This is a genomic window from Paenibacillus sp. Y660, assembly GCF_057221575.1.
Genome location: NZ_JBXBBJ010000022.1, coordinates 48,111 through 74,655, shown reverse-complemented (window position 1 = coordinate 74,655; position 26,545 = coordinate 48,111). Strand labels below are relative to the sequence as shown.

Genomic DNA, 26,545 nt, shown 5'->3' with positions numbered 1-26,545 from the left:
TAAAAGGTTGTAAGTCAAACCTACATCGTAAGCATACGCTTAAGGTTTGCATGGACCCATACATCCGGCAGACACAGTTAAAGAGGTTTTCAGCAAACCTAATCTTTCGTATCCAGTTTTCAGCGTGCAAACACGCTACGTTTGGTGGCGATGGCGGAGGGGAACCACGCGTTCCCATACCGAACACGACCGTTAAGCCCTCCAGCGCCAATGGTACTTAGACCGCAGGGTCTTGGGAGAGTAGGACGTCGCCAAGCACGAGAGACCTATCGCATGTGATGCGATAGGTTTTTTGTTTCATCTAGTCCAATAATTCAGTTCAAATAAAAAGGCCTTAGATCGCTCTAATTGAGCGTCTAAGGCCTTTCATTTATCGGCGGTAATAAGATGCTTCCCTAGACTCTAACCTTAGCACGCCGTCCTTCTGTTCCTTACGGAAGGTGAAGGAGAGAAGCAAGCGCGGAATCAGAAGCCAGAGGTGCCAGCTAACGATGCTGATCATCAGTGATTCTTTGATCCATGGATATAGAAGCGCGATGGCGCATAGGCCGATCCAGAACATATGGCGATGAACTCGTCGGAACAAATGCAGCTTAATATCATTGGCAGGCTTAAACCCGATCCAGGGAGGTGTAATCCGCCAAATCCATTTTCGATCAGCTGCTTCGTCTACTCGGATAAATGTCAGCAGTATGATCGCGATATGTATGACCTGGACGACGGCAAAACCAAATAACCAAGAAAACAAGCCGTCCATTTGATACATGAGCATTTGAAAAGCAAGCAAAATAGCTGCAATCAGCAAGTGGCTTTGGATAAGCTCAGGACGAATGATTTTTCTTTTGACTAGCTGATATTGATAAATAGTAGCATTTTTTTGTTCGGATAGTTTTTGGCGCATGTATAAACGTCCTTCCGTATGAATTAAGCAACTCTCGTTAACTATATCGGTATTAAATAACAATCTGTCCATAGTTTCGGCTAAACAATTTTGCGTGTTTTGTAACCATTAGCCCAGATGCAGCATACGATATATAAATATTTGAAATGAGCTATGAAACAAGTATAAATAGATAGACTATGTGTCATAATAATAGCTATATAGGAACGAACAGAAAGCGGGGATTGTCATGAACGATAATCGCGAGCATAAATGCAATATTTGCAACGAACAGAAAGCCGAAGGCGAAGGCATTCGGATTGTTAGCGGCTTTATTTGCGAGACCTGTGAAGAAGAAATGGTACGAACAGATGTGAAAGATGCGAAATACCCCTTTTTCATTCATCAAATGAAGCAAATCTTTTTGGGTGAAAATGCTTGAGCGGTTTCTGACTACAGAAGCTGCTCTTTTTTTGTTGCCTATATCGGGTACAATAGATGGTATAGAAAAAAGTGGATGTTTATTTTGAAAGGAATGCCTTTGTATGAAGAAACCTGTTATTGCTCCGATATTCGAAGCACTTATTGAACATGCTAATGGAAATCCGGTCAGCCTTCATGTTCCTGGTCATCATGGTGGACAAGCATTGAAGCAGGACATATGGATGGATCAAATGAATAATAATCCGTTTGAGTATTTTTATAAGATTATGCAGCTTGACGTGACAGAGCTTTCGTCGACCGATGATTTGCATCATCCTGAAGCATCTATAATGGAAGCACAGCAATTAGCGGCCGCGACATTTGGCGCAGAGGACACTTTTTTTCTAGTGGGAGGAAGCACCTCTGGCAACATCGCATTACTGCTTGCGTTGTGCGAGCCGGATGATGTCATTATCGTGCAGCGCAATGTACATAAGTCGATAATAAACGGGTTGAAGCTTGCAGGTGCTAAAGCGGTATTTCTATCTCCACAAATCGAACCGCAAACGGGACTGGCAACCATTCCTGCGGTGCAGCAGGTAGAAGATGCTCTTGCAGCATATCCAGAGGCTAAGGCTGTTTTTTTGTCTAATCCAAATTACTACGGTATGGGTGTAAAGCTGGCAGCTTATGTTGAGGTTGTCCATCGGTACGATAAGCCAATTATGATCGATGAGGCACATGGAGCACATTATGGTCTTCATTCATCGTTTCCACAATCGGCATTGTCCGAAGGAGCAGATGCAGTAGTACAGTCGGCACATAAGACGCTGCCAACCTTAACGATGGGTGCCTTGCTTCATATACAAGGGGACAGGATACCAAGGGATATTCTGCGTCAATCACTTGCGATGATTCAAAGTTCAAGCCCCTCGTTTCCCATTCTTGCGTCCATTGATATTTCCCGAGCAATGATTGACGCTTTGGGAGATGCTTTGTTTGAACAAAGCTTGCTTTCGGCAGCTTCTTTCCGCGATTGGTTGCAGCAGCAACATACAGTAATATGCGAAATGAAAACAGAAGCCGCAAGGCGAGACGGTCTGCTCTTGGACCCATTGCGAGTCGTGCTGTACGACAGGAGCGGTGTTCGATCAGGCTATGAGCTTCAGAAGCAGTTGGAGACGTATAGCTGCTTTGCTGAGATGGCTGATCCCTGTTACGTTGTACTCGTATTCGGCATTCAGACCTCCATACACGATACGCAGAGGCTCCAGCAGGCTATTGTCGCAATTAGCGGCGAGGTTAGGGAACAAAGCTTTCAGAGCATTGAAAGCACTGTTGCAAGCAATACGGCCTATATAAACGAGACCATGCAAATAACCAATTCCGAGCCTGTTTCGTTTACTAGAGCAAGGTTTAAGAATAAACCAAGCTTGCGCGTACCATTAAGCGAAGCTGAACACCATCTATCGGCTGAGATGGTTACGCCATATCCGCCAGGCATAGCCATTTTATATCCAGGAGAAAGGATAACAGCGGCTATGATCTCGCATATTCAGCATCTCTCTGCAATGGGGGCGAAATTTCAAGGAGCAGTTGATCCAACGATGGCGACGATTTCGATATACGGAATTTAAGGACGAATAGCCTATGGGATTTCGCATTTGAGGCAAATCTTCATTGTACAAGGGGTATCGCTTTGTTAATATAGAAGAAAGTATAGTTAACATAAACGTTAGGAGAAGCCTTAGCTTGAAAAAAGGTGTTTTCATTACCATAGAAGGCGGCGAAGGTGCCGGCAAATCGACACTGATTGATCAGCTTTCGAATAAGATACTTCAACGGGGGAAATCGGTCCTTATGACGAGAGAGCCCGGAGGGATCCCCATTGCTGAACAAATACGTGCCGTTATATTGGATCGCAGCAATGTCACCATGGATGCAAGAACAGAAGCTCTGCTTTATGCGGCTGCAAGAAGACAGCATTTAGTGGAAAAGGTTGTACCGGCACTTGAGCAGGGCCATATTGTCATTTGTGATCGTTTCGTCGATAGCAGTCTAGCTTACCAAGGGCATGCACGCGGGCTTGGAATGGATGAGGTCTGGGCTATTAATCAATTTGCCATCCAAGACCTTATGCCTGATCTGACCATCTATATGGATGTGTCTCCAGACGTGGGACTTGGTCGAATTGCTCAGGCGTCAGAGAGAGAAATCAACCGCCTAGATCTTGAAAAACATTCCTTCCATGAGAAGGTACGAGAAGGCTATATGCAGCTGCTGCAGCAAAATCCTGATCGAATTGTGCTTGTAAATGCCGAACAAAGTCAGAAAAAGGTGTTTACTGACGTTTTACAGGCAATTGATGATCGTTTTGCAGGATTTTTTGCAATTGATGTCAAACTTAAAGGTATGGATTAATTTCTAAGCAACAATAAGCAAGCTCTCAATAACCTATTCTAATAGTAGTCAAGGGGGAATGAAGATGAAATTAGTAATTGCGGTTATTCAAGATAAGGATAGCAACAGACTCTCCAACGCTCTTGTGCGTGAAGGATTTAGAGCAACAAAGCTTGCAAGTACGGGTGGATTTCTGAGAGCAGGAAATACGACGTTTATGATTGGTATTGAGGATGAGCGGGTACATGAGGTTCTGCAAGTGATTAATGCCAATTGCAAGGTGCGTGACCAGCTTGTTACTCCTGTATCTCCTATGGGAGGATCAACGGATTCCTATATCCCATTCCCTGTTGAAGTACAGGTTGGCGGCGCAGCCGTATTCGTAGTACCAGTCGAGAGATTTGAGCATTTTTGAATGGGCGTGACAATCGATGAAAATTGATCAAGGCTTTCGGCCATTAGGCCAAAATCGTGCAGGCAACGAGGCTTCCAGCAAGCAGATTCAGCCTAGAAGCTTTGCCGATGTCATGGTTCAACAAGATGCTGATCGTACGCAGGAGCAGCTGCAGCAGAAGCTGCAGGACATTCACAGACAAGGCGATCGTCTTGCGAAAGTGATGACCGTTCGTGAACTGAAGCTATATCGTCAGATGCTCAAGCAATTTTTGGAGGATACCATCAGGCGCGGCGTCGTGCTGAAGGAAGTCAAAGGCTTTGATCGCAGAGGACGAATTAAAAGATATAAACTGCTGGATGAGATTGATGCGACACTCGTCTCGATGGCCGAGGATTTGCTCGATAGCGAGCAAGGCAGAATTGACTTGCTCAACAAGATCGGCGAGATACGAGGCCTCCTTATCAATTTATTGTTTTGATGAGTAACGGGCAGGGAAAGGTTAGGAACGGCTATGAGCCTTGAACAAATAACAGGGCAATGGAAAGCGCAGCGGATTTTGGGTCATGCACTGCAGAGCGGTAAAATCTCACATGCGTACTTATTTAACGGACCCTCGGGAACCGGTAGAATGGCAATGGCGCGCGAATTTGCAAAGGCGCTGTTCTGTACTGCAGGCGGTGCCGATGCTTGCGGGGAATGCTTGGAGTGCAGAAAGTTCGAGCATGGCAATCAAACGGACTTAACGACAATTGCACCCGATGGCCAATCGATAAAGATCGACCAAATTCGCGAGCTGCAGCGCGATTTTTCTTACCGAAATAGCGGGACGAAGCGCAAGGTATATATGATCGAGCAGGCTGATAAAATGACGGTGCAGGCTGCAAACAGCTTGCTTAAATTTTTGGAGGAGCCTTTATCGCCGGTCGTAGCTATTTTGATTACCGATAATGGACAAGCTGTTCTGCCTACCATTCGCTCTCGTACGCAATGGGTGCCCTTTCTTCCCATGTCGCCTGAAGGCATGCTGGAGACATTAATTGCTGAAGGAGCGCCGCCAACGATTGCCCGGACTGTTGTTCAATTGACCTCGGGATTGGACGGCGCTAGACAATTTCTCCAGCAGAATCAGTTTGCAGAAATCAGAAGCCTAGTGATACAATTAGGCAAGGAGAGTTTGACCCGATTCACCGCGGCGATGATCACTGCTGGACAACAGCTTTTTAAGACAGATTTAGTAGAGCATACACAATTGCTGTTGTCGTTGTTAGTTATATGGTTTAAAGATTTGATTCAGTTCCAGGCCGGAAGGCAGGACAACATCGTTTTTATAGATCAGTTGGAATGGATAAGCAAGCACGCTTTTGATCGATCGTTCGCAGGCTGGGTGTCCTGCATAGAGCATACGCTTGAAGCAAGTAAGCGTATGCGTGCAAATGTAACGCCTCAGCTCGCATTTGAGCAACTATTGGTAAACTTACAGGAGGGCTAATTCTTGTATAATGTCATCGGTGTTCGCTTCAAGAAAGCGGGCAAGATCTATTACTTTGATCCGGTCGAGCATCCCGTGGATAAGGAGCAACATGTCATTGTTGAAACAGCACGCGGAATCGAATATGGTAAAGTGGTGGTGGGACAGAAGCAAGTCGGTGAATCGGATGTCGTTCTTCCTCTTAAGAAAGTAATTCGCATTGCAAGCGACGTAGACGCTAAGGTCGTCGAAGAAAATCGTGCTGCTGCCAAAAATGCGTTCTCTACTTGTCTTGAAAAGATTAAAGGTCATCAGCTTCGCATGAAGCTGGTAGACGTAGAATTTACGTTTGACCGCAACAAAATTATTTTTTACTTTACGGCAGAAGGGCGAGTCGACTTTCGTGAGCTGGTTAAAGATTTAGCTAGCGTGTTTCGTACACGAATTGAGCTTAGGCAAATTGGTGTACGGGATGAAGCGAAAATGCTCGGCGGAATTGGCCCTTGCGGACGAGTGTTGTGCTGTTCCTCTTGGCTCGGTGACTTTGAGCCCGTTTCGATTAAGATGGCCAAGGATCAGAACCTATCGCTTAATCCAACTAAGATATCCGGCTTATGCGGACGTCTGATGTGCTGCCTGAAATATGAGCATGACAATTACGAAAGCATTCGCGAGGAGCTTCCTGCGATTGGAAAATTCGTTGTCACCTCATATGGGGAAGGTAAGGTCACTGGAATAAACACATCCACCAAAAGCGTGTATGTGCAACTATTTGATACACCAGGTAAACCGAAAGAACTGTCGATGGATGATGTCGTCATCAAATAAGCGGCAGAGTGCGATTCTCACGGGTGAGGTTACACTCACGCTTGAAGCTCTGGGGTGGGAACTTGGAGAAGAACGATATTTTTGTAAAAATGGACGAGCTGGATAACCAAGTAGGTACGTTCCATAAGGAGCTGACGGCTTTGAAGCAGAAGGTAAAAGAACTGTTAGAAGACAATAAGCGACTAAGTGAAGAGAATAACCAGCTGCGTCAACTGTTCAAGAGAGAAGCGGAGCTAGAGCGCGAACCAATTAAAGCTCCAGCCAAAGACAAAAAACCGGGTGCGACTCAAGAGGTACAGGTGCTGCCCGATCTTGCATTCACGGAAGAGAATGTAGCAATCGGAGAAGGCCATGATAATTTGACCCGGCTGTATCACGAAGGATTCCACATATGCAACGTATATTACGGGCATTTGCGGACGGAGGGCGACTGTTTATTCTGTCTATCCTTTCTAAATAAATAATGGAATCCGTATCGACATGCCGTCCTTGCCGCAAAGGGCGGTATTTTTATTAACTAGGGTCTTGTCAAAAAAAGATTGCAGTCATTACCGATTAATGAAGAGGAGCGGCTTAAAACGTGTCGGAACAAATAACTTTAGCAGCTAACGAACGGCTTGATGATTTAATGACGGAATCGGGATTAAAAATTATACAGAGCAGAGAAGTATTCAGCTTCTCGCTTGATGCCGTGCTGCTCTCCCGGTTCGCAAGCATACCGAAGCATGGGCGAATCGTCGATTTATGTACAGGAAACGGCGTTATTCCCATGCTTCTCACAACTCGAACAAATGCACGGATTGATGCGGTTGAAATTCAACCGAGACTTGCGGATATGGCGAGAAGAAGCGTAGTGCTCAATCAGCTCACAGAGCAAATTACAGTTATTGAGCAGGATTTGAAATTATATCCGAAGCTTGCTGGTAATGGCGTTTATGACGCGGTAACGGTCAATCCGCCCTATATGCCGATGACAGCAGGCGAACAAAATGAAAATGAACATTATGCGATCGCGAGGCATGAAATACACTGTACGCTTGATGATGTAGCAGAAGCATGCTCAAGGCTTGTACGTCCAGGCGGGAAGGTGTCCATGGTTCATCGGCCATCACGCTTGCTGGATATCGTAGAAACGATGCGCAAATGGCGGCTAGAGCCTAAGCGGATACAATTTGTTCATCCTCATGCGAATGCGGAAGCCAATATGGTATTAATAGAAGCGATGCGGGATGGAAAGCCTGATATTAAGCTTCTTCCGCCTATTATGGTTTATGAGAACGGGGTGCAGATTGTTTGAACATACAGAAAAGCTTCTCAGATGCTGCAAAAGAAAACACAGGCAGCCTATATTTAGTAGCGACGCCAATCGGTAATTTAGAGGATATGACCTTCCGGGCGATTCGCACGCTGAAGGAAGTGCAGCTTATTGCCGCTGAGGATACAAGGCAAACGCGCAAGCTGCTTACACATTTTGAAATCGGTACGCGTATCGTTAGCTATCATGAACATAATAAGCGAGCAAGCGGACCTGAGCTTATCCGATTGCTGCTGGAGGGACAATCGATTGCACTCGTTAGCGATGCGGGGTTGCCGGCGATTTCCGATCCTGGCGCCGATCTCGTAAAAGAAGCTGTTGAACATAATATTCCTGTAATTCCTATTCCTGGTGCAAATGCCGCATTATCTGCGCTGATTATATCAGGCTTGCCGACAGAACGATTTTTATTTGCCGGGTTTCCGCCGCGTGAACGAAAATCGTTAATGAAATGGCTGAAGGATATGCTGGCTCAGAAAGGAACCCTTCTTTTTTACGAGTCCCCACACCGTATTGTTAAGACATTGGAAGCTGTTTTGGAATGTTTGGGTGATCGTCATATTGCATGCATTAGAGAGCTAACGAAGCGGCATGAAGAGGCTGTGCGCGGCCGGGTATCGGAATGTATCGAATGGTTTTCGGAGCATCCGCCGCTGGGTGAGTTTTGTATCGTCGTGGAAGGATCAGAAGGCTCTGGCGCTATCGAGCAACCAATTGCTGAAATTTGGTGGTCTGAGCTTGACCTTGCTGCTCATGTTGCTCATTACGAGGAGCAATACGATCGAAAGGAAGCGATAAAGATGGTTGCCGTAGATCGAGGATTGCCAAAACGAGATGTATATAATGAGGTTAATAGATAAAGATGTATAGATAAAATTAACTAGATAAAAAAAAGACCTTCCTGGCCGGGTTCAAGCGCAGGAAGGCATCAAGGAGTATAAAAAAGGTTAGAATTAACAAGTTGATAAGTCCAGTATAACCGATTTTTTTTATTTTGTCACAGGTGTTGGCATTTCAGACAAACAAATATGACAAACAATTTTTCCTTTGAAGTAAGATACGTTTTCTGCATTGCCACAGAAGATACATGCAGGCTCGTATTTCTTAAGCATGATGCGCTCGCCATCAACGTAAATCTCAAGTGCATCCTTCTCGCCGATCCCTAGCGTACGGCGTAACTCGATTGGAATAACAACACGACCTAGCTCATCAACCTTACGAACAATACCAGTAGATTTCATCATAATATATCATTGCCCCTCTCAAAATACGATTCGTCATCGTTCGACATAAATTTTGCTTTTTATGATTACTATAATACCAACGATTACCATAATAGTCAACCAATAAAATTGACTTTTATACTTCGATGGGTTAAGTATTTGACTATACACAAGGGTCATATTACTCTGTAATAGAATACAACAGCTTCGACATTTTGGAAACTGATTTACGACACAATTCGACAATAGTTTAACATTTTGTGTCGAAAATATGAACAAAGGAGATGAGAGACGATGAAGCAGCAGTTGACCGAAGAGAAGGTTTTTAAAGACCCTGTCCATCATTATATTTATGTGCAGGACCAGACCATTTGGGACTTGATTAATACGAAGGAGTTCCAGCGTTTGAGAAGAATACGCCAATTAGGAACCTCGTATTTGACCTTTCATGGCGCGGAACACAGCCGATTCTCGCATTCGCTGGGAGTCTATGAAATAACGCGTAAAATTATTTCTCAATTCGAGCGCAACGGCTATCCTGATTGGCCTGCCGAGGAGCGGCTGGTCTCGCTTTGTGCGGCTTTGCTGCATGATGTCGGTCACGGCCCGTTCTCCCACTCCTTAGAAGAAGTATTCGACACGGAACACGAAGAGTGGACCTGCAAAATTATTCTTGAGCATTCGGAAATCAATCATGTGCTGCGAGCTGTATCGGAAGATTTCCCTTCACAGGTTGCTGCAGTTATCCAGAAAACATATCCAAAGCCAATCGTTGTAAGCCTCATATCTAGCCAAATGGATGCTGATCGCATGGATTATTTGCTTAGAGATGCTTATTATACTGGCGTAAACTATGGAACCTTCGATTTAGAGCGCATATTACGCGTATTGCGACCTTATAAAGGGAAAATTGTAGTGAAAGAGAGCGGGATGCATGCCGTAGAGCATTATTTGATGTCTCGCTATCAAATGTATTGGCAGATTTACTTCCATCCAGTAACAAGAAGCTCTGAGATTATTTTACGTCAAATATTTCGTAGAGCACAGGAGCTTTATGTGGGTGGCTATACATTTGAATGGTTGCCGAACCCTCTTAAATGTCTGCTTCATAACAACATGACGGTGAATGATTATTTGAAACTGGATGAGGCGCTAGTTCAAACGGCTTTCACGCAATGGGCAGAGGAGCAGGATTCGCTGTTAAGCGATCTTTGCGATCGATTTATGAACCGTCATTTATATAAGTACATAACGATTGATAACCCTGATGATCAGCTTTTAAATGAGATTAGCGATTGCTTCTCTTCTATAGGAATGAATCCCGATTATCATATGGAAATTGACTTCCCGTTTGACCTGCCATACGACGTATATCGACCGGATAAAAAAGAAGGAGAAAAGAAAGAAAAAGCGCCGATTTTGTTGTTGGACGGTCAGGATGAAATAAGTGAAATATCTGCCAAATCCGACATCGTTCGTTCAATAACCGGATTGCATCAGGGGCAATATCATCTGTATTATCCGGAAGAGCCACTCAAAAAAAATATTTCACAAATACCTGATTCATTAAAAAAATTATTTAAACTCGACTGAAGGAGCCTGACACTAACATGACATTGCTATTTGATACCCACACCCACTTAGACTCATATAAGTTCGATGAGGATCGCCACGAAGTTATTCAGCGCGCAAAGGATGCAGGCGTGCACATGCTCCTTAATATCGGCTTTAACCGCGAGACCATTCCAACGACGATAGCGCTTGCTGAGCAGTATGAATTTATTTATGCGGCTGTCGGCTGGCACCCGGTTGACAGCATTGACATGCTTCTGGAGGATTTGGAGTGGATAGAGCGTTTATGCGCGCATGAGAAGGTTGTTGCCATCGGTGAGATCGGTCTTGATTATCACTGGGATACCTCGCCCAAAGACGTTCAGCAGCGCGTATTTCGCGAGCAAATCCGTCTTGCCCGTAAAGTAGGCAAACCGATCGTTATTCATAATCGTGACGCGCACGAGGATGTTATTCGAATTTTGCAGGAGGAAAATGCAGCCGAGGTTGGCGGGGTCATGCACTGCTTCTCCGGCAGCCCCGAAACCGCGAAGCAATGCCTCGATATGAACTTCTATATTTCGTTCGGGGGACCGGTCACTTTCCAAAATGCAAGGGTTCCCAAAGAGGTGCTCAAGCAGGTTCCGCTCGATAAAATTTTGATTGAAACCGATGCTCCGTATTTGGCTCCCCACCCCTTCAGAGGGAAGCGAAATGAGTCCTCTTATGTGGCACTAGTCGCACAGACTGCAGCCGAATTATTAGGCAAATCGGTAGAAGAAATAGGTGCGATTACGACCGAAAACGGTAAAAAATGTTTTGGTATTGTATAAAAACGAGAGAAACAGAGAGAATTTAAGACCTTTATCGCGTAAAAACTAATTTTTATAGCGATTATCGCTTAATTTTTCCGTCTTTATCCACCATTTTAGCTTAAATCGTCTTTTATCGTATCTTTACAATTCACCTCGTATGAGGTTATGATTCAACTCAGAGCATTACATTTTGTATTGGATTTCCAGTTTGCGCTTAATCTCCATCTGGAGAGCGGGGGAACCAAATACGGGTTTTATGTACCGTGTTTTGAATTCTTCAAGGGGTGAATTTCGGAACCTTTGCCATGAGCATTGCGTTTTCGAATAGGGCGTCTCTCTTGCCCGAATCCGTCAGCTAACCTCGTAAGCGTTCATAGAGAGTGATCAACCTCGTGCATCCATTTTTCTGTATCCCAGCGTAGTCATTTACCGGGAAGCCACGAAACAGATCCTCTGTCGACGGCTTCTTTTTATTTTCGAATAAACGGGAATTTGTCGACATAGGGATAAAAGATGGGGGTGGGAGGATCGATAGCAGTACTGGATTGCGTGCTTGCACGCCAATATACTATAGTCGCGTCAGTTGTATCATGCGTAACACTTGGCGGCGGGGCTATGAAGGAGGACCGATGAAGTGGGAATACTCCAGGTTAAGGACACCCATGGGAAACGATCATCCAGCATGTCTTTCGCATTGCGATGGAAGCGTGAAAACTTGCGTTTGATTCTTTTGAGTGCTACTATCTCAATCGCTATGACTTTCATGTTTTTGGTGTTGTTGTACGGAACGGCTGTCAAAAGCGTCTCCGTAGTAGTGAATGGACAAGAAACCGTTGTGGAAACGAAGCAATGGGTCCTGCAACGCCTACTGGATGAACAAGCTATCGCAATTGGACCACATGATGAGGTGTCCATACCGCTTAATGCGGCAATAAAGGACGGAGATCGAATTGAGGTAACTCAAGCGATTCCGGTAATTGTGAAAGCTGATGGCAAGACCTCTACTGTATATACGACAGAGAGAACAGTGCAGGCAGCGATCGAGGAATTAAATATTCCAGTTCGTAATCATGATAAAGTAATGCCTCCGCTTAATACGGTAGTTGATTCGGAATTAACGGTAACGGTTGTACGGGTTGACACGAAGGTGTCTGAATCCGAGCGTGCCATGCCGTACTCTATCGTAAAGAAGAAAGATCCTACGCTGGAAGCGGGTAAGGAAAAGCTCGTGCAAACCGGCAAGGAAGGCCTTATTGTTGAACATATCGAGAAGCAGTACGAGGACGGAATTCTCACTTCGAAGAAGATGGTCAGCAAGGTTGTCGAGACCGCTGCGGTGGACCATGTTATCGCGATCGGAACGAAGAAGGCTGAGCCTAAAGTGACTGTGCTCTCAAACAAAAGCCCGAGTGTTGCCATGCTGACAAAGAGCGGTGTAACATTTAAGGCCAAAACCGTACTTAAGAACGTCACGCTGACTGCTTATTCAGCAGGTGTCGCTTCTACAGGTAAAGATTCGGATCATCCGGATTACGGAATTACGGCATCCGGTTCCCGTGTAAAAGAAGGACGGACCATAGCGGTTGATCCGAAGGTTATTCCGATCGGCTGGTGGGTTTATATTGAAGGCATCGGTTTCCGCCGGGCTGAGGATACCGGCAGCGCGGTGAAGGGCAAAAAAATCGACGTATACTTCGATAGCAACAAAACGGCAAATAAGTTTGGCAGGAAGAAAGGCTTTACCGTTTACGTGCTCGGGCCAAATAAACCTTCTTCAAGCTAATTGCAGGATTACCATCATCTTATCGTAATATTCAATTAAATATGCCATCATAAGGAGAGGCACTGCCTCTTCTTTTTGCATGTTTGCGGGCTTATAAGAGTTTATGTTGAAGGGAATGGTCTTGATGATCAAAGAGATCATTGTCGTTGAGGGTAAAGATGATACCGCAGCGATAAAACGGGCGGTTGAAGCGGACACTATAGAGACGAATGGTTCGGCTATCGGTGAGGATGTATTAAGAAGAATAGCGCTGGCGAACGAGCGCCGCGGCGTCATTATATTTACAGATCCCGACCATGCGGGAGAGCGCATTCGCAAAATCGTTGCGAGGCACGCTCCCGGGTGCAAGCATGCTTTTTTGCCGCAGGAGCAGGCGTTGTACAAAGGGGATATCGGCATCGAGAACGCAAGTCCGGATGCGATTCGTACGGCACTCTCAGAGCTCCGTACAGAGTCGCTTCTCGAATCGGGTGAGATAAGCTTTGAGGATTTGATGGAAGCGGGGCTTATCGTGCATCCTGACGCTTCCAATCGGCGCCTTGTTATGGGCAAGCTGCTCGGGATCGGATATGCGAACGGCAAGCAGTTCTATAAGCGTTGTACAAGCTTCCGTATTTCCAAGGTGGAATTTGCAGAAGCGTTCAGACAAATGGAAAAGGAACTGGAGGGATAGAAGATGAGCGATCACGAACACAATGAGCAAAGCAAGGCATCGGTGAAATCTGTGCCCTTCGAGGTGGCAACGCCAAAGCGAACCAAAGAGATTATTGCCAAATACGGCTTCTCTTTCAAAAAAAGCCTCGGGCAGAACTTTCTGATTGATCAAAATATTTTGAACAACATCGTGGCTGCTGCCGAGCTGGACGAGACGAAGGGAGCGCTTGAGATTGGTCCCGGGATTGGCGCGCTTACGCAGCGGCTTGCACAAGCTGCTGGCAAAGTGACGGCTGTGGAGATCGATAATCGGCTTATTCCAATTTTAAAGGACATATTGGCTGAAGAGCAGCACATCACGGTCATACATGGCGATGTGCTCAAACTTGATTTGAAGCAGCTGTTCGAAGAGCAGTTTGCAGGGGTAACGGGCGTAAGTGTCGTTGCCAATTTGCCGTATTATGTGACTACGCCTATTTTGATGAAGCTGCTCGAGGAGAAGCTGCCGCTTGAGCACATCGTCGTCATGATTCAGAAGGAAGTGGCTGAGCGGATGGCTGCAAAGCCAGGCGGCAAGGAGTACGGCAGCCTAAGCGTAGCCGTTCAGTATTATTGCGTGCCTAAGCTTGTCTGTACGGTGCCGCATACGGTGTTTATTCCGCAGCCCAATGTCGATTCGGCTGTTATTAAGCTATCCCTGCGAGATAAGCCTGCCGTGGATGTGCCTGATGAGGATCATTTTTTCCGTGTCGTGCAGGCGAGCTTCGCGCAGCGAAGGAAGACACTTGCGAACAATCTGACTGCCTTTGTAGGCAAGGAACGGCGCGAGGCATTAACGGAGATGCTCCTGAAGAACGAAATTGACCCTATAAGGCGCGGCGAGACGCTTTCGCTTGAGGAATTTGCGCGTATTAGCCGCAGCATGCTGGAAGCGGGCTGGGGAGCTCAGACGGTTAAGTCATAAAAATACTCACCATTCGCTCTATCTGCCCATAGGATAGACGAAGAGGTGATTTACCCATGAAGCAAGGGGACCTGGTCGTCCGCAAATCGTATGGCGGTGACGTGCTGTTTAAGGTTGAAGCTGTTCGTACAGAAACTGCTGTTCTGAAAGGCACGGACTACCGATTGCTTGCGGATGCTCCGATTCCAGATCTGTCGGTCGTACGCGATCCAGAATCGACAAGTGCGGTTCAGCAAGTTCGAATTAAAGTCAATGATTCCTTAAGACGTATGCACTCTGAACGAGAACGTCAAGCGGTTGAGAACGAGGATAATATACGGCATGCGCTGCAGCAGAGCCAGCCATTTTTTGAAGTGCCAGGAAAGGTTCTTCATCTCGATGGCGATGGTAACTATTTGAAGAAGAGTATGCAGTTATACAACACGATGCATGTTCCTTCTCATGGCCTCCATGTGCATGAATCCCAAATGGCTGATGTGCTGTACCGACTGCTGCCTCAAATCCAGCCGGATATTGTCGTCATTACCGGACATGACGGTGTATTGAAAAATCGCGCGCAGATGGACTTATACAGCCTGAGCAGCTATAAAAACTCACAGCATTTTGTTAATGCGGTTCGCGTTGCTCGTGAATACGAGAAGAATCGTGACGGATTAATTGTTATTGCGGGTGCTTGCCAATCGCATTTTGAAGCATTGCTTCAAGTAGGCTCCAACTTTGCGAGCTCGCCGGGACGTATTTTAATTCATGCGCTCGATCCTGTGTATATAGCCATTAAGGCAAGCTATACATCGATTAAGGACACGATCAACTTAGCAGATGTTATACATGGCACGATAAGCGGAATTGACGGTGTTGGCGGCATTGAAACGATGGGACGCTTCCGTGTTGGCTTGCCAAAGCCTAAAATAACGGCATCCTCTTCTGTTTTAAAGCAATAATTTTGTTAAAATTAGTAAACAAGCAACGCCAAAAAGGCGTGGATTTGTTTGTGAAAGTTGAAGCAACTTCTTAATATGTATATTATTTGCTAATCTATGCACGGTTTTTTAAAAAATGGGTGAAATCACCGTTGACAAGTAAATAATCTGGCTGATATAATATTTTGCTTTGTTTGACAACCCTCCTCTTTTTAGTTATAATGGACAAGGAAAGAGGTGGTAGTGGACAATGGCAAAAAATGCGCTATTGGATATTAAACGCAGTTTGGAAGCTCATGTTGGCTCCAAAATCCGTCTTCGAGCGAACGGTGGCCGACGAAAGACCATCGAACGAACCGGTACGTTGGAAGAAACCTACCCTTCTGTTTTCATTGTCAAGCTGGATGAAGAGCAGCATGCGTTCAAGCGCGTCTCATACAGTTATGCGGATATACTGACAGAGTCGGTGGAAGTGACCGTATGCAATGATGAAGGTCAAGTCCGTATCGCCCATTTGCAACAATAGATTATACATCGCCTAGTGAGGCATGTTAGCGCAGAGAAATCTGCGCTTTTTTTTTTTGCACGAAAGCAAGAAAACCGTTTTTTTCTTAGTGGCTTCGAGCATGTAACCATTCCAATGTGCATGGTCTTATCCGAATTGAAGCATACTACCTGTGCAATAGTGACAGCCTACATGCTTATCATTAATTTGGAGTTGGAGGTAATGAAATGAGTCGCAGAAGACGTGGAGTAATGTCAGAGCAATTGAAATACGAGCTTGCAAAGGACCTTGGATTTTACGATACCGTGCAGCAGGAAGGCTGGGGCAGCATTCGCTCGAAGGATGCCGGCAATATGGTGAAGCGTGCGATACAGCTTGCCGAGCAAGCCGCTGCAAAGTCGAATCAGCCATAAGCAGAACGTCGTATTTGTGCAGGCAAAAGCTAAGGTGTTGGCAGTCGGAAAATAGCCGATTGTCATCTCTTAGCTTTTATTGCGTTCGTTTGATATAATGATGCTTAAGCTTATGAACGAACGGGTGAACTTATCGGATGAAAATTTATGAAAAAGCTCCTGCCAAAATTAATTTAGTGCTGGATGTACTCCGCAAGCGTGATGACGGCTACCATGAAGTCGAGATGATTATGACGATGGTTGACCTCGCTGACCGACTTGAAATGGAAGAACTCCCTAGAGATACAATCATTATTTCAAGCCAAGTAGGCTACATACCTCTAGATGAGAAGAACCTGGCCTTTCAGGCGGCTAGGCTTATTAAAGAACGCTACGATGTGAAGCAAGGCGTATATATTCATTTGGACAAAAAGATTCCAGTCGCTGCGGGACTCGCTGGGGGCAGCAGCGATGCTGCTGCTGCGCTGCGAGGGCTAAATCGACTGTGGAAGCTTCAGATCCCAGAGGACGAGCTGTGCCGCCTCGGCGCTGAGCTTGGCTCTGACGTTCCTTTTTGCGTGACAGGCGGCACTGCGATAGCTCGCGGCCGTGGCGAGCAGCTTGAGCATATCGCAGGTCCTCCGCAGTGCTGGGTCGTGCTTGCGAAGCCGCCAATCAATGTATCAACGGCCGACGTATATGGTAGATTCCGAGCTAATGAGCTAAAGGAGCATCCTTCGATCCCCAATATGGTCAGCGCGCTGGAGAGTGGCTCCTTTACCGATATTTGTGAAGGGCTAGGCAATGTGCTGGAGAAGGTTACGCTGGATTTGTATCCTGAGGTGATGCAGTTGAAAGAAAGCATGATTCGGCTTGGCGCTGATGGCGTCTTGATGTCGGGCAGCGGACCGACTGTTTTTGGCCTTGTATCGAAGGAAGCCAAGCTTCCGCGCATTTACAATGGGCTCCGAGGTTTCTGCAAAGAGGTCTATGTGGTAAGAATGCTGACATAGGTCTGACGTACTTCTTGATTAAATCCGTATAAAAATGTTATATTGACATTATATTATTCGGATTTAGTGGGGGGAGATGTGTTTGAAGAAGTTGAAACGGAGCTCGCGGTTGGTAGAAATGACCCAATACCTGTTAAGTCGACCCCACACGTTAATTTCATTGACAGCATTTGCTGATCGGTACCAATCGGCAAAGTCTTCAATTAGTGAGGACCTGGCAATTATTAAAGAAGTGTTTGAGGAAGAAGGAATTGGTGAGCTTCATACGCTTGCTGGTGCTGCTGGCGGAGTAAAGTATACGCCAAAAATGCAGCAAACAACGGCACTTACCATTATGACAAGCATATGCCGCCAGCTAGAGCAGCCTGAAAGGGTTCTTCCGGGCGGTTATTTGTATATAACGGATATGTTGGGTCAACCAGAGCTGCTAGCCGATGTCGGCAGAATGTTTGCAACTGCGTTCGCTGATCGCAAGATCGATGTCATCATGACGGTAGAGACAAAAGGGATACCGCTTGCATACGCAACCGCATCCTGCTTGAACATACCGGTTGTTATCGTGCGGCGTGACAACAAGGTAACGGAAGGCTCTGCGGTAAGTATCAACTATGTGTCGGGGTCAACGAAGCGGATACAGACGATGTCACTGGCACGCAGGGCGCTGAAGGAGCATTCACGCGTTCTTATTATTGATGACTTCATGAAGGCTGGCGGAACAATTCAAGGAATGATGGATTTGCTGTTCGAATTCAAAGCTACCGTTGCGGGTGTTGGCGTATTTGTCGAGTCCGGCGAGGTGGAATTGGAAGAGCGGCTTCTTGAGGATTATGTGTCGCTCGCTAAGCTGACTGCCGTAGATATGAAAACAAAGCAAACAACTGTTGTTCCTGGGAATTATTTTAAAGCATAAAAGTGTCTGGAAATATTGTCGTATACTTCTTATAAGAAAGGCTGGGACCTTAATGACTACGAAGCAACAACTGGAGGTTATCGCAACGGATAAAGCGCCTGCAGCGATCGGGCCGTATTCGCAAGCGATCAAACTGGGAGGATTATTGTTCACATCGGGACAAATTCCGTTAGATGCATCTGGACAATTAGTAGAAGGCGGTATTGAGGAGCAAACCCATCAGGTGTTTCGCAATTTGGAAGCCGTTCTTGCGGCTGCGGGTGCCAGCTTTGCTGATGTTGTAAAAGCGACTGTTTTTATGAAGGACATGAATCAGTTTGCAACGGTAAACGGCATTTATTCCTCCTACTTCGGAGAGCATAAACCGGCTCGATCAGCCGTTGAGGTTGCGAGGCTGCCAAAGGATGTTTTTGTCGAAATAGAGGTCATTGCATCGACTCTTGTCGAATGAAAACGAAAAAGATTTAATTGTAAAAAAATATTTTAAATACAGCATGATTTTTCCAAAAATGTAGAAGGAATTGGCACAAAAACGTGGAAGTATACACCAAGTCTCTGATAGACAAAGGTGGTGAACACAAGTGCAAATTACTGATGTCAGACTCCGCCGTGTAAATTCCGAAGGGCGTATGAAGGCGATCGCATCCATTACTATTGATAATGAATTCGTTGTTCACGATATTCGTGTCATCGACGGAAACAATGGTATGTTCGTTGCAATGCCAAGCAAACGTACTCCGGATGGAGAATTTCGGGATATCGCTCATCCGATCTCTTCAACCACCCGGGAGAAAATCCAGGCTGCTGTTCTCGCAGAATATGAACGTGCAGCAGAAGAAGTTGCGATTGAAGAAGGAGCTTAACCAAAAGCATTTCATGAATTTTGGGGTTGTTTGGAGAAGAGAGCTTTGGCTCTCTTTTCTTTTTTTTTGAAATATAGATACATAATCGTATAATGGAATATAATAAAGCTAGTATTTTTATGCAGATGGGTTTAACTGTAATTATTATTCAAAGTAGATTTAGGGGGTCTTTTATTTGAAAGTTATGGCGATTGTGCTTGCTGCTGGACAGGGCAAGCGTATGAAATCGAAATTATATAAAGTGCTTCATCCGGTATGCGGCAAGCCGATGGTTGGCCATGTGCTTGATGTTGTGAAGGAATCGAAAGCGGAGCGTTCCGTTGTGATCGTTGGGCACGGAGCGGAGATGGTTAAATCGTATTTAGGCGATAGCGCTGAATATGTCCTGCAGGAGCAGCAGCTAGGTACGGGCCATGCGGTACGTCAGGCCGAAGGCTTGCTTGGCGGGGAAGAGGGCACAACAATCGTTATTTGCGGGGATACCCCTCTCGTGCAGGCTTCGACGATTAGCGCGATGCTTGAGCTGCATGCAGCAAGCGGCGCGGCTGCTACCGTACTGACGGCATCGTTTGATGATCCTACCGGCTACGGGCGCGTCATTCGCGGTGAGGATGGAACGGTTCAGCGCATAGTGGAGCAAAAGGATTGCTCGCCAGAGGAGGCTGCAGTGAAGGAAATCAATACAGGCACTTATTGCTTCGACAATAAGAAGCTGTTTGCAGCGCTTGCGAAGGTCACGAGCAACAATGTGCAGGGTGAATTTTATTTGACCGATGTCATCGGCATATTCCGCGCGGCGGGTGAATCCGTTCAAGGCTATTGCACTACGGATTTGGCAGAGGCAATTGGTGTGAACGACCGCGTTGCGCTTGCAGAAGCAGAGGGTTTCATGCGCGAGCGTATTAACCGCAACCATTTGCTAGGCGGCGTTACGCTGATTGATGCTTCTTCGACTTATATAGAAGTAGGAGTCCAAATCGGCTCCGATACGGTAATCTATCCGGGAACGGTGCTTCGCGGATCAACGGTTATCGGCGAGGATTGTGTTATTGGACCGCAAGCTGACATTTCGGATAGTACAATCGGAGCGGGCGTCACGATTAAATATTCGGTAGTTGCAGAATCTATCGTTGGCGATACCAGCTCAGTTGGACCTTATGCGAATTTGCGTCCGGGTTCAAAGCTTGGCATTGGCTGCAAAATCGGCGATTTCGTTGAGCTCAAAAATGCATCGCTCGATGATGGAAGCAAAGTATCGCATCTGAGCTACGTTGGCGACGCTAAGGTAGGCAAAGATGTGAACATCGGCTGCGGCGCCATTACAGTCAATTATGATGGCTATAATAAATTTGTTACGGAAATTGGCGATAATGCGTTTGTCGGCAGCAACGTCAACCTCATTGCTCCTGTGAAGATTGGCGACGGGGCGTATGTGGTTGCCGGCTCTACGGTAACGCAGGATGTTCCAGCCGGCGACCTCGCCATAGCGCGCGAGCGTCAAGTGAACAAACCGGGCTATGCCGAGAAGATTCGCGGCCGTGCCAAAGCGAAGAAGGAAAAGAAGCAGCAATAAGTGAAGTCTAGCTGCTATTAAGATGCAGGACGAATTCAGAAAGTAGAATTCGTTGCTGCATCTTTTTTTTGTAATCTTCTATTTGCTGTTTAATTGTTGGCTGCAGTGGGTAAGTTATAGGGAAATGCTTACGAAGCAAGTTTTGCTTCACAAAACTAAGCGTATGCTTACGAAGCAAGTTTTGCTTCACAAAACTAAGCGTATGCTTACGAAGCAAGTTTTGCTTCACAAAACTAAGCGTATGCTTACGAAGCAAGTTTTGCTTCACAAAACTTTTTAGGAGGTAATCAATATGGCGATAGCTATGAACGCGGATCAACGAACTGGCACGACGAAAGGTGAGTTGCGCCAATTGCGGCTCCAAGGGAAAATTCCGGGCGTTGTTTACGGAAAACAATTAGACAATGCCGCTCAGGTAACGGTAGATAGCAAGGAGCTGCAGGCGCTGCTGCGGTCCAATCCGAATGCGGTGCTTGAAATAAATATTCCATCGCATGGCAAGACGTCGGTTATGATATCAGAAATTCAGCGTGATTCCTTGAACCGTCAAGTGCTTCATGTCGACTTCCATCAAATTAATATGAACGAAAACGTGCGGGCTAACGTTCGCATTCAAGCGGAGGGAGACTCTCAGGGCGTAAGAGAGGGAGGCATCTTCCAAGTGATTTTGCATGAGCTTGAGGTGCAGTGCTTGCCTGGCAATATTCCTGATTCCATTTCAGTAGACATTTCCTCGCTAGCAATAGGCGAGAGTATACTGGTAAGCGATTTGAAGCTGCCTAAAGGCGTCGAGTCGATCGCAGAGCCGGAGCAGGTCGTGGTGACGATACTTGCGCCGCAGAAGGAGCTTACGGAGGAAGAAGCAGCGGATGCGGCTGTGGAGCTTGCGGAGGCGGAATCACGTTCCAAGGAAGCGCAGCTTGAAGGCACTAAGAGTCTGTAATTCCATCCTCTAGCAAAGCAGTCATAAATGTGAATGGCGCCGTCCTTTAAAAGGGCGGCGCTGTTTTGTGATTGGCGCAAGCTGTGCTGCTTCATGTTCTCCTTCCTTACGAAGCTTAAGCCGTTTACGCTAGCAATAGATTATGATACATTTGTCGGTAAAGGAGTGAAGCTAGCAATGAGGTGGATTGCAGGACTCGGGAACCCCGGAACCGCTTATCAGGGAACCCGGCACAATGTTGGATTTATGGTTATTGATGAGCTGGCAAGGCGCTGGGGCATCAGTGTTACACAAAGCAAATGCAAGGCTTTAATCGGAGAGGGCAACGTGCAGGGCACGAAGGTTGTCCTTATTAAGCCGATGACATATATGAATTTGTCAGGCGAGTCTGTTCGGTCGTTTCTTGATTATTTTAAAGCTAATGTTCAAGATGGCCTGATTGTATATGATGATTTGGATACGGAGATCGGCAAGCTGCGGCTTCGTTACCAAGGCAGCGCAGGCGGACATAACGGTATCAAGTCGCTTATTCAGCATTTGGGCACACAGACGTTCGACCGCGTTCGGATGGGCATTTCCCGTCCGCAGCCCGGTATGAACATTGCGGATTATGTACTGTCTGCTTTTCCTAAGAGCGAGAAGGAGAAGCTGGATGCGATGATCATGGATGCGTGTGATGCGATTGAGTTCAGGCTGAAGGCGCCATTTGAAGAGACGATGGCAAAGTTTAACCGATAATCTGTTAGATTACGGGATTATGGGCATACTGAAGGGTATAACGACCCTTCAGGAGGCATACATATGGCTGTAAACTATATTTGTCGGCATTGCAGAACGTCAATTGGATCCCTTAGCGGGTCAAATATAACCGAGCAGCAGCTTGGTTTCCATTTCTTGACCCCCGAAGAGCGCAGCGATATAATAGCGTATGACCCAAGTGGAGATGTAACGGTAAAAGTGGTTTGCGATTATTGCCGCGAGGCGATTGATGCGAACCCGGAGCTTCATTTGGTAGCTAATCCTCTTCAATGACGGAAAGTGAATAGTATGAGCCTTAGCGGATGGCTGAGGCTTATTTTCAATGTACAGGGAACGATCGTATTATTCTTTCGATTGTGTATAGAAACGGGGTGTCGCAAACGTTGAAAGCTTTAATTAATGCTTTTGCCGCGGATACGGACGTTCAGTCCGTTATATCCGGTATTCGTAAAGGCATGCGTGAACAGATGATATCTGGGCTCGCAGGCTCATCCAGGCAAGTGCTTATTGCAGCGCTGCAGGAGGATGTAGAGCGTCCGATGCTTGTCGTGACGCATAATATGTTCGCTGCGCAGAAGATTGCAGAGGATTTGCAGGAATGTCTTTCACCAGAAAATGTTTTATTATATCCCGCGAATGAGCTGGTTGCTGCCGAGGCGGCGATTTCGAGTCCCGAGACGCTTGCGCAGCGAATGGATGTGCTGATCAAGCTGTCCAAGGGCTATCGCGGGATTGTTGTCGTGCCCTTCTCGGGGGTTCGGCGCTATTTGCCTATAAGCAGCGTGATGGCAGAGGCGCAAATTGCGGTCAGCGTTGGCGATTCGCTGCCGATTGACGCTTTTCTGCGCCAAATGACAGCGCTTGGCTACACGAGAGCCGATCGGGTGGAATTGCGCGGCGATATGAGCGTTCGCGGCGGTATCGTCGACTTTTATCCATTAACCGCGTCTACGGCGTACCGAATCGAATGGTTTGGCGATGATGTCGATTCCATACGCGCCTTCGATCCTGCGGATCAGCGCTCCTCCGATCGCTTAGAGTCCTATGTGGTTCCGCCATGCCAGGAGCTGATGGCAGACGGCAGCCGCATGGAGATCGCGGCTAATCATGCACAGCAGCTGCTCGATAAGCAGCTCGACAAAATGACCGATCGAACTGCGAAGGAGCGTCTTCGTACGGAACTGGGCGGGGAGCTTGAACGGCTGCGCGAGCATGTTTATTTTCCGGAAATGTATAAATATATTTCACTTCTATATCCCGAGCGGCAGACGATTCTTGACTATATGCCAAGCGATACGCTTCTCATACTAGACGAGCCAACCCGTTTGATAGAAACTGCTAAGCAGCTCGAGCGGGATGAGGGGGAATGGTCGATGCATTTGATGCAAAACGGCAAATCGATGCCTGCTCTTTCGCTGGCGCGCGATACGGAGGAGATTTTGCACCATCGTCCGTTTCCGACGCTGTTTCTATCGTTGTTCCTGAGACAAATTCCGCATTCGCAGCCGCAAAATATTTTGAACATGACCAGCCGCTCGATGCAAAACTTTCATGGACAAATGAATGTGCTCAAGGCCGAGATGGAACGCTGGCGCAAGACAGGCGCTACCGTTATGATGCTGGCCGGCAATGCGGAGCGCATGGAGAGAATGCGCCGCGTACTCGATGACTATAGCATTGAGATGCCTACCCTGCTTGAAGGTAATTTGCAGTCCGGATTTGAGCTGCCTTCCTCTCATCTCGTCATTATAACGGAAGGCGAGATGTTCACGCAGAAGCAGCGCAAGGCAAGAAGAATAGATAAGAAGGTTGATAATGCAGAGCGCATCAAGAGCTATACGGAGCTGAAGGTCGGCGATTATGTCGTCCACCATAACCATGGTATCGGTAAATACGTAGGTATCGGCACGCTTGAGATCGCAGGCATTCATAAAGATTATTTGCATATTCTGTATGCTGGCGGAGATAAGCTATCTGTTCCCATTGAACAAGTTGACATGATTCAGAAGTATGTCGGCAACGAAGAGAAGGAGCCGAAGGTCAACAAGCTCGGCGGAAGCGAATGGACAAGGGCGAAGAGCAAGGTAAAAGCGTCAGTACAAGATATCGCCGATGACTTGATCAAGCTGTATGCGGAGCGCCAGACCGCGCCAGGCTACGCTTTCGGACAAGACACCTCGTATCAGAATGAATTCGAGGCGATGTTCCCGTATGACGAGACGCGCGACCAGCTCAGAGCTATTGAAGAGATTAAGAAGGATATGGAGAAATCCCAGCCGATGGACCGGCTTCTATGCGGAGACGTTGGGTATGGCAAAACTGAGGTCGCGATTCGTGCCGCTTTCAAATCGGCGATGGACAGCAAGCAGGTAGCCGTGCTTGTGCCAACAACGATTCTGGCGCAGCAGCATTACGAGACGTTCCGCGAGCGCTTCTCGGGTTATCCGATTAACGTTCAGGTGCTTAGCCGCTTCCGCTCCCGCAAGGAGCAGAATGAGACGATGAAGGGACTGAAGGCGGGGACGGTCGATGTTGTTATTGGCACGCACCGCTTGTTGTCGCAGGATATCATTTTCAAATCGCTAGGGCTTCTTATTGTCGATGAAGAGCAGCGCTTTGGCGTATCCCATAAGGAAAAGCTGAAGAAGCTGAAAACCAACGTCGACGTGCTTACGCTGACAGCAACCCCGATTCCGAGAACGCTGCATATGTCCATGCTTGGCGTACGCGATCTGTCCGTTATCGAGACGCCGCCGGAGAACCGGTTCCCCGTGCAAACCTATGTGGTCGAATACAGCCCGTCCCTTGTTCGCGAGTCAATCGAGCGGGAGCTTGCGCGCGGCGGCCAAGTCTACTATTTATATAATCGGGTTCAGGGTATCTACCAAATGGCGGAGCAAATCAATGCGCTCGTTCCAGGTGCTAGAGTTGCGGTCGGCCATGGCCAAATGTCGGAGCAGGAGCTTGAGAAAACGATTCTCGACTTTCTTGACGGCGAGTCTGACGTCCTTGTCAGCACGAGCATCATTGAGACAGGCGTCGATATTCCGAACGTCAACACGCTAATCGTGCATGATGCGGATAAAATGGGGCTCTCCCAGCTTTATCAGCTGCGCGGCCGCGTAGGGCGTTCGAACCGCATCGCTTACGCGTATTTTACGTACCAACGGGATAAGGTGCTGACAGAGGTAGCGGAGAAGCGTCTGCAATCTATCAAAGAGTTCACCGAGCTTGGCTCAGGCTTCAAAATCGCGATGCGCGATCTATCGATTCGTGGAGCGGGCAATTTGCTAGGCGCGGAGCAGCATGGCTTTATTGCCTCGGTTGGCTTCGATATGTATTCGCAAATGCTGGCTGATGAGATTGCGAAGCGCAAAGCGGAGATGAGCGGCGAGGAGATTCAGGAAGAGAAGCCTGTCAGTACGCTTATTGATGTCAGTATCGACGCTTATTTGCCTTCGGATTACATTTATGACAGTATCCAAAAAATCGAGATCTATAAGAAAGTTGCTGCCATTCGCAATTTTGATGAGGCGGATGATGTGATCGATGAGCTGGTGGATCGCTTTGGCGATTTGCCGCAGGCGGTTAGCAACTTGCTTGCAGTAGCTAGACTGAAGGTTTACGGCACGATGTATGGCATTGAGCAGCTTAGCGGCAAGGGTGATGACCTATTGCTTCGTTTTGCAGCCACTGAGAAGCGCCGGATTGACCGGAAAAAGGTGGATCAGCTGTGCTTGAAGCATGAGAACCGCTTTAAGCAGGGCAGCGAGCAGGAGCCGAATCCAACGGTTTTGCTGCGAGGCAAGGGATTGAATATGGAGCAAAAGATTTATATGATCGAGCAATTTTTGCAGGCCTATAAGGATGTTCTTCTATTTAAGGACGAATTGCAAAATGTATCGCCATAGACAAGATTCGCTTTATGCGTCCCTTTTCTGATACAATACTAACAAGTTCAAAAGA

29 protein-coding genes, 1 rRNA gene and 1 riboswitch are annotated in these 26,545 nt (G+C 46.8%); of the genes, 28 read left to right on the top strand and 2 right to left on the bottom strand.

The features are described 5' to 3' along the window. Positions 1-140: 140 nt before the first annotated feature. Positions 141-257, top strand: a 5S ribosomal RNA gene (gene rrf / locus AC2TDN_RS20715). A gap of 113 nt (positions 258-370) precedes the next feature. On the opposite strand, the gene AC2TDN_RS20710 is transcribed toward rrf, so the two are convergent. Then, entirely contained in the window at positions 371-901 is a 531-nt protein-coding gene (locus AC2TDN_RS20710) for a transposase (protein WP_482068968.1), read from the bottom strand. A gap of 229 nt (positions 902-1,130) precedes the next feature. Between AC2TDN_RS20710 and AC2TDN_RS20705 the strand changes: the two genes are divergently transcribed. The 10 genes from AC2TDN_RS20705 to rsmI all read left to right on the top strand — a co-directional run bounded on the left by AC2TDN_RS20705 (position 1,131) and on the right by rsmI (position 8,571). Next, positions 1,131-1,322: a sigma factor G inhibitor Gin gene (locus tag AC2TDN_RS20705; RefSeq protein WP_053373403.1), complete on the top strand. Its 192-nt coding sequence runs from the start codon at positions 1,131-1,133 to the stop codon at positions 1,320-1,322. A 103-nt stretch (positions 1,323-1,425) separates the two neighbouring features. Continuing rightward, positions 1,426-2,940, top strand: a complete 1,515-nt coding sequence (locus tag AC2TDN_RS20700) for an aminotransferase class I/II-fold pyridoxal phosphate-dependent enzyme (RefSeq protein ID WP_484690049.1) — start codon at positions 1,426-1,428, stop codon at positions 2,938-2,940. Positions 2,941-3,055: 115 nt separating this feature from the next. Beyond that, positions 3,056-3,724 carry a dTMP kinase gene (gene tmk, locus AC2TDN_RS20695; RefSeq protein ID WP_482068970.1) on the top strand — a complete coding sequence of 223 codons (669 nt, stop codon included), beginning with the start codon at positions 3,056-3,058 and terminating at the stop codon, positions 3,722-3,724. A gap of 64 nt (positions 3,725-3,788) precedes the next feature. Beyond that, positions 3,789-4,118, top strand: a complete 330-nt coding sequence (locus tag AC2TDN_RS20690) for a cyclic-di-AMP receptor (protein WP_056634702.1) — start codon at positions 3,789-3,791, stop codon at positions 4,116-4,118. Positions 4,119-4,134: 16 nt separating this feature from the next. Continuing rightward, positions 4,135-4,578 carry a YaaR family protein gene (locus tag AC2TDN_RS20685; RefSeq protein ID WP_482068971.1) on the top strand — a complete coding sequence of 148 codons (444 nt, stop codon included), beginning with the start codon at positions 4,135-4,137 and terminating at the stop codon, positions 4,576-4,578. A 33-nt stretch (positions 4,579-4,611) separates the two neighbouring features. After that, positions 4,612-5,589, top strand: a complete 978-nt coding sequence (gene holB / locus AC2TDN_RS20680; RefSeq protein WP_484690048.1) for a DNA polymerase III subunit delta' — start codon at positions 4,612-4,614, stop codon at positions 5,587-5,589. 3 nt (positions 5,590-5,592) lie between these two features. Then, positions 5,593-6,396, top strand: a complete 804-nt coding sequence (locus AC2TDN_RS20675; RefSeq protein WP_053373398.1) for a PSP1 domain-containing protein — start codon at positions 5,593-5,595, stop codon at positions 6,394-6,396. A gap of 62 nt (positions 6,397-6,458) precedes the next feature. Beyond that, a complete protein-coding gene (locus AC2TDN_RS20670; protein ID WP_484690047.1) occupies positions 6,459-6,860 on the top strand; it encodes an initiation-control protein YabA in 402 nt (133 codons plus the stop codon). A 164-nt stretch (positions 6,861-7,024) separates the two neighbouring features. After that, positions 7,025-7,693, top strand: coding sequence for a tRNA1(Val) (adenine(37)-N6)-methyltransferase (locus AC2TDN_RS20665; protein ID WP_482069026.1), 669 nt, complete (start codon positions 7,025-7,027; stop codon positions 7,691-7,693). Next, positions 7,690-8,571, top strand: coding sequence for a 16S rRNA (cytidine(1402)-2'-O)-methyltransferase (gene rsmI / locus AC2TDN_RS20660; protein WP_484690046.1), 882 nt, complete (start codon positions 7,690-7,692; stop codon positions 8,569-8,571). The genes AC2TDN_RS20665 and rsmI overlap by 4 nt, the downstream gene beginning before the upstream one ends. A 129-nt stretch (positions 8,572-8,700) precedes the next feature. Here rsmI and AC2TDN_RS20655 read toward each other — a convergent pair whose 3' ends face one another. Continuing rightward, positions 8,701-8,955, bottom strand: coding sequence for an AbrB/MazE/SpoVT family DNA-binding domain-containing protein (locus AC2TDN_RS20655; RefSeq protein WP_028609554.1), 255 nt, complete (start codon positions 8,953-8,955; stop codon positions 8,701-8,703). Positions 8,956-9,228: 273 nt separating this feature from the next. Between AC2TDN_RS20655 and AC2TDN_RS20650 the strand changes: the two genes are divergently transcribed. The 17 genes from AC2TDN_RS20650 (at position 9,229) to mfd (ending at position 26,490) form a co-directional block, all read left to right on the top strand. Continuing rightward, positions 9,229-10,527: an HD domain-containing protein gene (locus tag AC2TDN_RS20650; protein WP_482068975.1), complete on the top strand. Its 1,299-nt coding sequence runs from the start codon at positions 9,229-9,231 to the stop codon at positions 10,525-10,527. 23 nt (positions 10,528-10,550) lie between these two features. After that, the gene (locus AC2TDN_RS20645) at positions 10,551-11,318 is read left to right on the top strand and encodes a TatD family hydrolase (protein WP_484690050.1); all 768 of its coding nucleotides are present in this window, start codon (positions 10,551-10,553) and stop codon (positions 11,316-11,318) included. Positions 11,319-11,501: 183 nt separating this feature from the next. After that, positions 11,502-11,686: riboswitch (cyclic di-AMP (ydaO/yuaA leader) on the top strand. A gap of 248 nt (positions 11,687-11,934) precedes the next feature. After that, complete coding sequence (locus tag AC2TDN_RS20640) at positions 11,935-13,083, top strand: resuscitation-promoting factor (RefSeq protein WP_484690045.1); 1,149 nt, start codon at positions 11,935-11,937, stop codon at positions 13,081-13,083. Positions 13,084-13,207: 124 nt separating this feature from the next. Next, a complete protein-coding gene (gene rnmV, locus AC2TDN_RS20635; protein WP_482069028.1) occupies positions 13,208-13,756 on the top strand; it encodes a ribonuclease M5 in 549 nt (182 codons plus the stop codon). Between the two features lie 3 nt (positions 13,757-13,759). After that, entirely contained in the window at positions 13,760-14,701 is a 942-nt protein-coding gene (gene rsmA, locus AC2TDN_RS20630; protein ID WP_484690044.1) for a 16S rRNA (adenine(1518)-N(6)/adenine(1519)-N(6))-dimethyltransferase RsmA, read from the top strand. A gap of 56 nt (positions 14,702-14,757) precedes the next feature. Then, positions 14,758-15,642, top strand: coding sequence for a sporulation peptidase YabG (gene yabG / locus AC2TDN_RS20625; RefSeq protein ID WP_482068978.1), 885 nt, complete (start codon positions 14,758-14,760; stop codon positions 15,640-15,642). Between the two features lie 229 nt (positions 15,643-15,871). After that, a complete protein-coding gene (gene veg / locus AC2TDN_RS20620; protein WP_053373389.1) occupies positions 15,872-16,147 on the top strand; it encodes a biofilm formation stimulator Veg in 276 nt (91 codons plus the stop codon). Between the two features lie 206 nt (positions 16,148-16,353). Continuing rightward, positions 16,354-16,539: a small, acid-soluble spore protein, alpha/beta type gene (locus tag AC2TDN_RS20615; RefSeq protein WP_482068979.1), complete on the top strand. Its 186-nt coding sequence runs from the start codon at positions 16,354-16,356 to the stop codon at positions 16,537-16,539. A 137-nt stretch (positions 16,540-16,676) separates the two neighbouring features. Then, positions 16,677-17,531, top strand: a complete 855-nt coding sequence (ispE, locus tag AC2TDN_RS20610; protein WP_482068980.1) for a 4-(cytidine 5'-diphospho)-2-C-methyl-D-erythritol kinase — start codon at positions 16,677-16,679, stop codon at positions 17,529-17,531. 82 nt (positions 17,532-17,613) lie between these two features. Continuing rightward, on the top strand, positions 17,614-18,441 hold the full coding sequence (gene purR, locus AC2TDN_RS20605; protein ID WP_484690043.1) for a pur operon repressor: 828 nt from the start codon (positions 17,614-17,616) through the stop codon (positions 18,439-18,441). Positions 18,442-18,493: 52 nt separating this feature from the next. Further along, positions 18,494-18,892 carry a RidA family protein gene (locus tag AC2TDN_RS20600; RefSeq protein ID WP_482068982.1) on the top strand — a complete coding sequence of 133 codons (399 nt, stop codon included), beginning with the start codon at positions 18,494-18,496 and terminating at the stop codon, positions 18,890-18,892. A gap of 130 nt (positions 18,893-19,022) precedes the next feature. Then, entirely contained in the window at positions 19,023-19,304 is a 282-nt protein-coding gene (gene spoVG / locus AC2TDN_RS20595; RefSeq protein WP_028609566.1) for a septation regulator SpoVG, read from the top strand. Positions 19,305-19,479: 175 nt separating this feature from the next. Beyond that, entirely contained in the window at positions 19,480-20,877 is a 1,398-nt protein-coding gene (glmU, locus tag AC2TDN_RS20590) for a bifunctional UDP-N-acetylglucosamine diphosphorylase/glucosamine-1-phosphate N-acetyltransferase GlmU (protein ID WP_484690042.1), read from the top strand. A gap of 292 nt (positions 20,878-21,169) precedes the next feature. Then, positions 21,170-21,820, top strand: coding sequence for a 50S ribosomal protein L25/general stress protein Ctc (locus AC2TDN_RS20585; protein ID WP_484690041.1), 651 nt, complete (start codon positions 21,170-21,172; stop codon positions 21,818-21,820). A gap of 177 nt (positions 21,821-21,997) precedes the next feature. Further along, positions 21,998-22,558, top strand: a complete 561-nt coding sequence (pth, locus tag AC2TDN_RS20580; protein ID WP_482069029.1) for an aminoacyl-tRNA hydrolase — start codon at positions 21,998-22,000, stop codon at positions 22,556-22,558. A 63-nt stretch (positions 22,559-22,621) separates the two neighbouring features. Continuing rightward, a complete protein-coding gene (gene fin / locus AC2TDN_RS20575) occupies positions 22,622-22,852 on the top strand; it encodes an anti-sigma-F factor Fin (protein ID WP_482068985.1) in 231 nt (76 codons plus the stop codon). Positions 22,853-22,962: 110 nt separating this feature from the next. Continuing rightward, on the top strand, positions 22,963-26,490 hold the full coding sequence (mfd, locus tag AC2TDN_RS20570; RefSeq protein ID WP_482068986.1) for a transcription-repair coupling factor: 3,528 nt from the start codon (positions 22,963-22,965) through the stop codon (positions 26,488-26,490). Positions 26,491-26,545 lie beyond the last annotated feature (55 nt).